Annotated in this window: 6 protein-coding genes; 5 read left to right on the forward strand and 1 reads right to left on the reverse strand. The window is 40.2% G+C overall.

All coding sequences use genetic code 11. From position 1 onward, the window contains the following. Positions 1-19: 19 nt before the first annotated feature. On the reverse strand, positions 20-2,962 hold the full coding sequence (locus AWW68_RS04740) for a SusC/RagA family TonB-linked outer membrane protein (protein ID WP_068218477.1): 2,943 nt from the start codon (positions 2,960-2,962) through the stop codon (positions 20-22). A 368-nt stretch (positions 2,963-3,330) separates the two neighbouring features. Between AWW68_RS04740 and dgt the strand changes: the two genes are divergently transcribed. The 5 genes from dgt (at position 3,331) to AWW68_RS04765 (ending at position 11,505) form a co-directional block, all read left to right on the forward strand. After that, complete coding sequence (dgt, locus tag AWW68_RS04745) at positions 3,331-4,638, forward strand: dGTP triphosphohydrolase (protein WP_068217144.1); 1,308 nt, start codon at positions 3,331-3,333, stop codon at positions 4,636-4,638. A gap of 76 nt (positions 4,639-4,714) precedes the next feature. Then, positions 4,715-7,141, forward strand: a complete 2,427-nt coding sequence (locus AWW68_RS04750) for an efflux RND transporter permease subunit (RefSeq protein WP_068217145.1) — start codon at positions 4,715-4,717, stop codon at positions 7,139-7,141. 23 nt (positions 7,142-7,164) lie between these two features. Continuing rightward, on the forward strand, positions 7,165-10,470 hold the full coding sequence (ileS, locus tag AWW68_RS04755; RefSeq protein ID WP_068217146.1) for an isoleucine--tRNA ligase: 3,306 nt from the start codon (positions 7,165-7,167) through the stop codon (positions 10,468-10,470). A gap of 7 nt (positions 10,471-10,477) precedes the next feature. Beyond that, positions 10,478-11,065 (forward strand): lipoprotein signal peptidase, encoded by a 588-nt coding sequence (locus tag AWW68_RS04760; protein WP_068217147.1) that lies wholly within the window; start codon positions 10,478-10,480, stop codon positions 11,063-11,065. A gap of 41 nt (positions 11,066-11,106) precedes the next feature. After that, complete coding sequence (locus AWW68_RS04765) at positions 11,107-11,505, forward strand: hypothetical protein (RefSeq protein ID WP_157717529.1); 399 nt, start codon at positions 11,107-11,109, stop codon at positions 11,503-11,505. Positions 11,506-11,568: the final 63 nt, after the last annotated feature.

Consider the following 11,568-nt stretch of genomic DNA (forward strand, 5'->3'; position numbering starts at 1 on the left):
TCTTCTTCGTTTTCAGTGATTAGAAACCAATGTTTAGGCCGAATGTGAATGTTCTTGACGTGAAGTAGTTATATCTTCTGTCAATACCAGGTGCCAATACATTTGGATTGCCAGGAGCACCACCATTGTCTACAGCACCTCTATCTTGTAGTACTGGATCAGGATCTACACCTGTGTAATTAGTGATAACGAATGCGTTTTGAACACTCAAGTAAAGTCTCAAGTTGCTGAACATATCGTTATTAGCCATATCGAAATTGTAACCTACAGTAGCATTATCTAGTCTGAAGAAGTCAGCTTTTTCTACATACAATGAACTGAATTGAGCTACAGTTAAGTCTTCAATTTGAAGATCTGTCTTAGTTCTGTTGTAAGAGTTAATTGCTCCCGGATCAATTGGCTCATAGAATGCTCTAAAAGTATTTACAAGGCTGTGACCGAATGCTGCTCTAAAGAACAAGTTCATATCCCAATTGCCATAAGTTAACTGGTTAGTCCATCCAAGTTCTACATCAGGAATACCATTACCAATTTCTTGGAAGTCACCATCTGCAGCAAGAGCACTACCTTGCTCTGTAAGAAGTTGACCGTCATCGTTAAGGTCTACCATAATTGGTCTTCCTTCTGCATCTACATTTCCTGAGAATACAGGTCCCCAGATTTGACCAATCTGCTCGCCAACTGCAATTCTAACTAGGTTAGTTTCGTTTTGGCCAGGAGCTCCAAGGTTAGCAATCATGTTTTCGTCAATCACAAACTCTTCAAGAGTGGTTTTGTAAGAAGAAAGCACAATACCTGGAGACCAGTTGAAACCGCCTGAACCAAATCCTGTATGGTTTAGAGCTAGCTCAATACCTTTTGTATTCAACTTACCAGCATTTTCATATCTAAGGTTAGTTCCGTAAACAGCAGGGTCTACAGTTCTCTCTAGAATGAAGTCATTAATATCTCTGGTATATACATCTAAGCTACCGTTTAGCTTGCCACCCAAAAGGCCGAAGTCTAAACCAAGGTTGATTTCCGCTTTTTCTTCCCACTTAAGGTCAGGATTTCCAGCTCTAACAAAACTTACTGTTCCACCACCTGTAGTAGCGTAAGAGTATAAGTCTTGAGCAAGACCAGAAGGTCCTGGAAGTGAACCTGTAACACCGTATCCAGCTCTAATCTTTAGTTGGCTGAAAGCAGCTAGGTCTACATATTGCAATAAGTCTGCACCTACACCCACAGCAGGGAAAGTACCCCATTGGTTATCGGCACCAAGCTTGGTAGATCCTTCTCTTCTAACAGAAGCATTGAAGAATATGCCATTATTTAAGTTGAAGTTTACTCTACCGAAGAAGGCAAGAATTCTGTTCTCTGGAGACTCATAGCTGAAAATGCTAGCATTGGCTAGGTCACCAACAATGTTACCAGATGCGCTGATAATGTTAAATCCAATATCATCAGAAGGGAAGTTACCCGCTTCTAAACCAAATCCTGTGAATTGCTCTTCTTGGAAAGAGTAACCAGCAGAAACTGTAAGGCTTGAGTTGTCAAAATCTTTAACAAACGTACCGTAAGTTTCGAAAAGAGTGAATTTGCTCTCGTCTGTTCTTCTGTTAGCTAAACCAATTCTGTTGAAACCTCTAAATAGTGAGTTTGAAGGGTAGAAAGCACCATTGGTAGAGGTAGAGTACTGCTGAGCGTAATTAGCAGACCACGTTAAGTTATCTGTAAGATCATAGCTCACTTGAGTATTGAAGTTCAAGTTCTTTCTTTGACCGATGTTGGTGTTTTGCTCGATAATAGCAACAGGGTTGAAGTTGTCGAACAAGATAGCTTGGAAGAACTCAGATTGAGAAGCATCTGTATAAATAGGAGCGGTTGGGTTAAATAAGGCCGCATAACGTAGCGCTTCATTAAAGGAGAAGTCTTGCTCTCTGTTGGTCATAGACAAGTTGAACTTGATGTTAAGCTTGTCATTAAGGGCATAATGATCAACATTAGCACGAGCATTAATTTGGTCGAAACCAGACTTTTTCAATACACCTTGAATATTTCTGAAGTTAGTAGAAAGTCTGAATGTAGTGTTCTCTGAGCCACCTGAGATAGCGATGTTGTGCACGTGAGATACAGCAGTTCTGGTTACTTCTTCTTGCCAAATAGTTCTTGAGCCTAGATCGTTACCACCAGCAGCAATGTACTCATCAGGAGTCATTACAGATTGAAATCTGAACACATCGTCTACGGCAGCGTAACCATTATATGAAGCAGAAAGGCCTTTACCGCCTCTTTCTCCAGATTTAGTAGTTACAAGAATAACACCGGCAGATCCACGAGAACCGTAGATTGCAGCGGCAGATCCATCTTTCAATACGTTAACAGACTCAATGTCATTAGGGTCAACGTTATCTAAAGAAGCACCAATAACACCATCAATAACAACTAGTGGTTGTACGTTGGCACCTACTGTAGAGATACCTCTCAAACGGATAGTTGCTCCGCTGTTAGGGTCACTTCCTTTATTATAGATACTTAGGCCTGGAACTTTACCTTGGAGTAGTTGGGCTGGGTCGTTTACATTACCCTTGTTAAACTCCTTGGCATCTAGGGCTACCACAGAACTTGTAATCTCTTTTTTCTCTTGAGATCCGTAACCTACCACAACTACTTCTTCTAGCTCAGCATAGTCTGGCTCAAGTGCAACGTTTATGGTAGTTTGATTTCCCACTAGTACCTCTTTTGAGATGTATCCTACAAAGGAGAAAACTAGGGTTTCATTTGCAGCTACTTCAATGGTAAAGTTACCATCTAAGTCACTAGGTACACCGCGCGTGGTACCCTTTACTGTAATGTTCGCTCGGGGGATTCCGATACCGTCATCCGCCCCTGTTACCTTACCGGTAACTGTCCTCGTTTGTGCCATCAGCGCCCCTTGGAAACCTACTGACAGAACGAGAAGGAGTAGTAAAAACTTTTTCATACAATCATTTTTAAGTTTACTTGATTTGGCCATCGAGTGGCCTAAAAAGTGCAATCGAATGCTTAAAGTACAATTCCTTAAGCGCATTATCTAGACTACTAAAGTTAAAATTAACGCAAACGTTTGCAAAATTTAACATATGCTTTATATCTGCTGTGGCTTCAATAACTTACCTGTGGTGGTTTTATCAATAGTTTTGCTCTGCTTGTCGGTCTTTTCTGTATTAGGGTAAAATTTAGGTTAAAAAACACCCCAGTTTTTGCAAAGGATTGCAGTAAAGTATGTGTTTGCACGGTTTTGAACAGAATGAATGTCTCGTTTACTGATTTTTTGACGAGCATTAAAAAGAAGAAGCCATATTTGCCTACATGAATTGGCCAGACTTACTGAACGTATCGAAGAATCAAACTGCTGGTAAAGCCAGAACCTCTTTTGATCGTGATTATGACAGAATAATTTTCTCTCATCCTTTCAGAAAGCTACAAGATAAAACTCAGGTACATCCTTTGCCAGAACAGGATTTTGTCCACAATCGTTTGACGCATAGTTTGGAGGTAAGCAGTGTAGGCCGATCTTTAGGTCGCTTGGTTGGAGAGCAAGTGTTAGAAAGATCGGCAGGGCTTAAGAACCATCTGAATGCGCATGATTTCGGTGTGATAGTAGCTTCTGCTTCTTTAGCTCATGATATAGGCAACCCAGCTTTTGGCCATTCAGGAGAAGAGGCCATATCGGAGTATTTTATTACCAATAGCTCTTTATTAGAAAGCCGCTTCACGGAACAGCAATGGAACGATCTTGTGAAGTTTGAAGGCAATGCTCAAGGTTATAGGTTACTGAATAAGTCGGGCTATCAAGGATTAAGGTTAACTGAGCCTACTTTAGCTGCTTTTACTAAATATCCGAGACCTTCTAAGGTAGCAGATTCATTCAAGCCTAGAAGAAGCCAAAAGAAGTACGGATTCTATGCTTCAGAACAAGAGGTGTTCTCTCAGATGGCTTCGACCCTTAACCTAAAAGCATTATCTAATCACCAATGGGTAAGGCATCCATTAGCATTCTTGGTAGAGGCGGCAGACGATATTTGTTATCACGTTATAGATTTGGAAGATGGCTGCAACCTTGGCCTAGTGGCGCATGATGATACTGTAGAATTATATGCCGGAGTAATAGGTGACCGATTCGATAAAAAGAAGCTTAATAATATAAAGAGTAAGAATGAGCAGATTTCTATTCTGAGGGCTTTGGCAATTAATGAGCTAATAGAGCAAAGTGTAGCGCTCTTCTTAGATAATGAATCGGGAATTTTAGAGGGCGACTTTGATTATTCTTTAACCGATGTAATTAGTGCAAAAGACTATCTGGAAGAGATTAAAAAAGTTTCGGTTGAAAAAATCTACAGATGCAGAACGGTTCTCGAAATTGAGGCAGCTGGCTTTACGGTGATAGACGGTTTGCTCAAGGCTTTTGTGCCATCGGTAATTAGTGAGCAGCCCAGCCGTCATGATAAAATCAATTATCGCTTGCTACCAGAAGATGTTAAAACAGAAATAGGAACCACCGAAGACCTTTACCAAAAGATTCGGTCTTTGCTAGATTTTATTTCTGGCCTGACTGATTCTAGCGCCATGAACTTATACCGCAAGATTACAGGAATTTCTCTACCAGGCAGAGCCTAGTTAGAACTGCTCGAATAACCCTGTTTCTAAATATGTTTCCAAAGGGAAAATACTACCTTTGTGGTCTTGTTTAAAAATGTGGTCTAAACTTCCTCATATTGTTCTGAAATACAGGTTCATACTGATTGTCTCTGTAGCCCTAGTTACAGCCTTTATGGGCTTTATGGCAAGAGATATTCAGCTCGCCTTTAATTTCAACACTGCTGTTCCGGATACAGATGAAACCTATATCTATTTTCAAGAATTTAAGGAGAAATTCGGTGAAGATGGAAACATCTTAGTGCTAGGTACTAAGGATAGTTCATTGTATGAGCTAGAAAACTTTAATGCCTACAAAAGGCTGGGAGAGAAAATCGCTGAATCAGAAGGCGTTACTAATGTAATCTCTTTAGCTAGTCTGCAGAACGTAGTGAAAAACACTGAAAATAGAAGCTTTGATCTAGAGCCTTTAATGCCAGATTATCCAGAGAGTCAGAATGAACTAGACTCGCTGTTAGATAAGGCACTATCTCTCAAGTTTTACACTGGTCAGTTACTCAATCCTGAAAATGGTGCAACGCTTATCCTAATTAATATGGAGCGTGAAGTGCTAAACTCTGTAAACCGAAATTATTTGGTGGCAGATATTCAGGAAATGGGAGAGCAATTTACTGCCGAAACAGGAATTGAGCTGCATTATTCCGGAATGCCATTCGTGAGAACGGTAATGCAAGCCAAAACTAGTAATGAGCTAAGGCTTTTCATTGTATTGTCTCTAGCCATTACTGCACTCATTTTATTCCTGTTCTTCAGGTCTTGGGTTTCTGTAGTAGTACCACTGATAGTAATTAGTGTGGTAGTTGTATGGGTGATGGGTTTTGTAGGCATCTTCAACTACAAAATCAATGTGCTCACAGGCCTTATACCTTCAATCATAGTGGTAATAGGAATTCCGAATGCGGTATACCTTATTAATAAGTACCACCAAGAGTTTGTAAAACACAACAACAAAGTAAAAGCCCTTAGCCGAACGGTTCGAAAAATTGGTTTGGTAACCTTTATTACCAATTTTACCACGGCCATTGGTTTTCTTGTATTGCTTACAACAGATATTAAGATACTGAAGGAGTTTGGTATGGTAGCAGGTATTAACATACTGGCTACTTTTATAGTAAGCATTATCTTAATTCCTGGTATACTCAGCTATTTACCTCCTCCAAAAGGTAGTCAGCTCAAACATTTAGAGTTCAAGATTGTAGGGAAGTTCTTAATGCTGCTAGATCTGTTGGTGCACCGACATCGATACAGGGTTTTTGCGGCAACTGCGGTTATCATTACTGTAGCTATAATTGGGGTTACCAAACTGTACTCTGTAGCTTACATGGTAGACGATATTCCAGAGAAGTCTACACTAAAGCAAGATTTGTACTTCTTTGAAGACAATTTTAGTGGTGTAATGCCGCTAGAGATCATTATTGATTTTGGAAAGCCTAAGTCTACTTTAAACGCCAGAAATTTAAGAAGTGTGGATAGGCTAGAAACAGCATTAGAGCCGCTGGAAAATGTATCTTCTCCTATCTCTATAGTATCTTTTGCCAAAGCTGTTCGTCAAGCATTTTATAATGGAAACGAACGGTTTTATGGCCTGCCAAGCCCTAGCGATAGAAACGTTATTCTGTCATATCTGAGTAATCAGGGAGACAATGCCAACTTCCTCAATTCTTTTGTAGACAGTACGGGGCAAGTTATGAGGGTTTCTCTAAAAATTGCAGATATGGGGTCTATCAAAATGGACTCTATTATCAATAATGTAATTGAGCCAGAGATAAAGAAAGTGTTTGACGATGATGAGGTAGAAACAGCAGTGACAGGATCTACCTTACTATTTGTAAAGGGTAATAAGTTCTTAATAGAAAACCTGCGTTTTAGTTTGCTGTTGGCATTTGCCATCATAGCAGTAATTATGGCCATTCTATTTGCCAACGTAAGAATGATCATCATTTCGCTTATACCGAACTTTATTCCACTAATTATGACAGCCGGAATAATGGGCTACTTTGGTATTCCTCTTAAACCGAGTACGGCACTCATCTTTAGCATTGCATTTGGTATTTCTGTAGATGATTCCATCCACTTTTTGGCTAAATACAGGCAAGAGCTTTTTGCTAAGAAGTTTTTTGTGCCTATTGCTATAAGCAATAGTATTAAAGAAACAGGGTCTAGCATGCTCTATACCTCTGTAATTCTGTTTTTTGGCTTTGTAATCTTCGTTTTCTCAGATTTTGGAGGAACCGTAGCACTTGGCCTTTTAACCTCGTTAACACTTTTCTTTGCCATGCTTACCAACCTTACTTTGCTCCCAGCATTGCTAATGGTTTTCGATAGCGGTAAAAGAAATCAGAATTTCCATCCACTTATTGAGCACTACGAGTTCTATATAGAGGATGAAGATGAAGAAATAGACACACAGAATTTATTGATCAAAGAGAACGATCCATTCGTAGGAACAACGGACAAAGAATAATTCAAACTGAAAAAGGAGTAGGTGTGAAGAAGTACACAGAATATAAGCAGCCGGAATTCGCCAAGGTAGGCGAAGACATACTTGAGTTTTGGAAGGCGAATAACATCTTCGAGAAATCTGTAAGTGAAAAGGAGGGAAATCCTTCATTTACATTCTTTGAAGGGCCTCCTTCTGCCAACGGAACTCCCGGTATTCACCACGTTATGGCGCGTACGGTGAAAGATATTTTCTGTCGATATAAGACTCAAAAAGGCTTTCAGGTTAAGAGAAAAGGCGGTTGGGATACTCACGGCCTTCCTGTAGAGCTTCAGGTCGAAAAAGAATTAGGCATTAAAAAAGACGATATCGGTAAAAAGGTATCGGTAGAAGAATACAACCAAAAGTGTCGAGAAACGGTAATGCGTTTCAAAGATCAGTGGGATGATCTGACTGAGAAAATGGGATACTGGGTAGACCTTGACAATCCGTACATCACTTTTGAAAAAGACTATATTGAAACGCTTTGGAGCTTACTGAAGCGTCTTTATGATAAGAACCTTCTCTATAAAGGTTACACCATTCAGCCGTATTCTCCTGCGGCAGGTACTGGTTTAAGCTCTCACGAGTTGAACCAACCAGGAACTTATCAGGACGTGAAGGATACGACTATCACGGCCATGTTCAAGAAAGAAGGTAGCGAAAACGACTATTTCCTAGCTTGGACAACCACTCCTTGGACTTTGGCTGCCAACAATGGTTTGGCTGTTGGTGCAGGCATTACCTATGTTAAGGTGAAAACCTTCAACCAGTATACCTTCGAGCCAATTAATGTCATATTAGCGAAGGATCGGGTAAACGCATATTTCAATCAAAAGGCGAAAGATCTTAAGCTAGAAGATTACAAAGCTGGCGACAAACTGATTCCGTTTGAGATTGTAGAAGAATACAAAGGCAAAGACCTAGCTGGAACAGATTACGAGCAATTGTTGCCGTACGTGAAGGCGGCTAAACCTGCTTTTACTGTAGTGGTAGGGGATTTTGTAACTACCGAAGACGGTACCGGAATTGTACACATCTCTCGCACTTTCGGTGCAGACGATTACCGTGTTTCCGTACAGAATAACATGCCTGGCATCTTTGTAAAGGATGAAGAAGGCAAGGATGTGCCGATTGTAAACAAGCAAGGTAAATACGTGGATGAGATCACGGACTTTGCTGGCATGTACGTTAAGAATGAATACTATTCTGAAGAAGAGCGTCCTGAAAAATCGCTTGACGTACAGATTTCGATCAAGCTGAAGGAAGAGAACAGGGCTTTCAAGGTAGAAAAATACGAACACAGCTACCCCCACTGTTGGAGAACAGATAAGCCAATTCTTTACTATCCTTTAGACTCTTGGTTTATCAAAACTACAGAGTATAAAGACAAACTGGTTGAGCTGAATAAAACCATTAACTGGAAACCTGCCTCTACTGGTGAAGGCCGATTTGGTAACTGGTTAGAAAACCTAGTTGACTGGAACCTTAGCCGTTCGCGTTACTGGGGTACACCGCTACCAATTTGGGTTTCTGAAGATAAATCTGAGCAAAAGTGTATTGGCTCAATTGCGGAGTTGAAAGAGGAAGTTCAGAAGTCTATAGACGCTGGCTTTATGAGTGAGCAGATTGGAGATGATTTCGATTTGCACAGACCTTACGTAGACGACATTGTCTTGACCAGTGATTCTGGCCAGAAGATGTTCCGTGAGCCAGACTTAATTGACGTTTGGTTCGATTCTGGCGCCATGCCGTATGCCCAGTGGCACTACCCATTTGAGAATGGCGATATCTTCGAAAAGAACTTCCCTGCAGATTTTATTGCTGAAGGAGTAGACCAAACCCGTGGTTGGTTCTTTACGCTGCATGCTTTGGCAGTAATGCTACATGAAGATGTGGCATTCAAGAATGTAATTGCGAATGGTCTAGTACTAGACAAGAACGGAAACAAAATGTCTAAGCGATTAGGCAATGCGGTAGATCCGTTCAAAACCATAGGTCAGTATGGGCCAGATGCCACACGTTGGTATATGATTTCCAACGCTAACCCTTGGGATAACCTGAAATTTAATATTGAAGGAGTTGGTGAAGTACAGAGAAGGTTCTTCGGTACACTTCATAATACCTATAACTTCTTCGCGCTATACGCCAATTTAGATGGTTTTAGGTTTGAAGATGCTCCAATTGCATTGGATAAGAGACCTGAGAGTGATCGCTGGATTCTTTCTAGACTGAACTCTCTAATTAAAGAGGTTGACGCTTCTTATGATGCTTATGAGCCAACGAGGGCTTCAAGAGCCATCATGGATTTTGTTACTGATGAATTAAGTAACTGGTATGTTCGTTTGAACAGGAAACGTTTCTGGAAGGGCGAATACAATGAAGATAAAAAAGCTGCTTATCAAACGCTTTATACATGCTTAATCACCATTGCTAAGTTAGGTGCACCGGTTGCTCCTTTCTATATGGAGAAGCTGTATCAGGATTTGAATGCTGTTAGTGGATTAGATGCTCAAGAATCTATCCACCTCACCGATTTCCCAGTTGCAGACGATGGCTGTATTAACTTGGAATTAGAAGCGCAAATGAGGTTGGCTCAAACCATTTCTTCGCTTACTCACTCGTTGAGAAAGAAAGAAAAGCTGAAAGTACGTCAACCATTGAGCAGAATTATGATTCCTGTGCTAGACAAGGCCACAAGACATAATGTTGAGCATGTTCAAGAGCTGATTAAGTCTGAAGTTAACGTGAAGTCTGTTGAGTTTCTTGACGATGAAAGCGGCATTCTTGTGAAAAGCGTAAAGCCGAACTTCCGATCTATTGGTCAGAAGTTTGGGCCGAAAGTGAAGCTTGTGGCTGCTGCTATCAACTCTTGGGGAAAAGACGAAATTGCCGCTATTGAATCTCAAGGTACGTTTGAGCTAGACTTAGATGGAGAAAGGGTTTCTCTCGTACTAGAGGATGTTGAGATTAGCAGTCAGGATATTCCAGGCTGGTCTGTGGCCTCTGAAGGAAAAACCACTGTTGCCCTAGATATTACACTTACCGATGAGCTTCAAATGGAAGGCTTGGCCAGAGACTTGGTGAATCGTGTGCAAAACATGAGAAAAGACATGGGGCTAGAGGTTCAAGACAAAATTGATATTAGAATTAATATAGGTGATGACTTTGTAGAAAAGTCAGTTGAAGCCAATAGAGAATACATTTGTACAGAAACGCAGGCCTTGTCACTAGAACTGACAGATAGCCTGAATGCGCCACAAGAAGTGGAAATTGATGAGAGAACCTTAGCGGTAGAGATTCAGGCAAGATAGTCTCATTTTGCGGTATCGTAAGTTCTTTCTTCTTACACTAATCATCGTAATTATCGATCAGGCAGTTAAACTGCTTGTTCATTTCAATATGACCATGGGCCCAGCAGGAGAAATTACCCTGCTGGGCGATTGGTTTAAGCTCCACTACATTTTGAATAAAGGAATGGCTTTCGGTATGAGTTTTGGCTCAGACTATGGCAAGTTATTCCTAACACTTTTTAGGCTATTAGCAATAGGCGCGCTGGCTTACTTGTTAACTTTTTTAGTTAAGAAGAATTACTCACAGGCGCTAGCTTGGTGTATAGCGCTTATTATTGGAGGAGCTGTTGGCAATTTGGTAGATAGTATTTTCTATGGACAGTGGTTAGACAATGCACCTTATAGTAGTGTAACCCCATGGTTCCATGGTCAGGTAATAGATATGATTTACCTAGACTTATGGGAAGGTAATCTACCGCATTGGTTGCCGCTTATAGGCGGTGATAAAGTTGCCCTTTTGCCAATCTTTAACCTGGCCGATGTGGCAATCTTTATAGGAGTATTAACCATCCTCATTAGGCAAAAATCGTTTATAAATTATCAGAAAGTAAAGTAAAGTTTACTCAATTATTTCAATGTTAATCAAATATTACTTGAATGTTAATAACAAGTAATGTTAGTTTGCGTTTTATTAGCATAGTGATGAAGACGCAAATGAAGATAGAAGAGAGAATAAATGAGTTAAAGTGGAAGTCACTTTCCCCATACTATAGATTGGTTTTGAAGAAGGAAGACGTTTTAAGCAATAAGTTCAAGTCGAAAGAGAAGAAGCGAGAACTTACTTATTACATCAAAACTAACGGATTTCTCTTGTTCTTGCTTTCTACCATTATTCTTTATGTTCTCTTTTTTGCAGAAGCAAATACTGAATTCTTACTGTTCTTATTTTTGGCGGTTGCCATTTTTGTAGCGCAGAGGATTGAGCTTGTTCAGCGCTTGTCTAATCTCAACGAGGCGAAGTTCTTAAAGAAACTACTAGAAGACTTTAAGGAATAATTTTTTCATAATTGTTAATTAAAGTCAAATTTTTTCATGTTTAATGAATATAGTGTATATTAA

It is taken from the genome of Roseivirga spongicola (assembly GCF_001592965.1).
GTDB lineage: Bacteria > Bacteroidota > Bacteroidia > Cytophagales > Cyclobacteriaceae > Roseivirga > Roseivirga spongicola.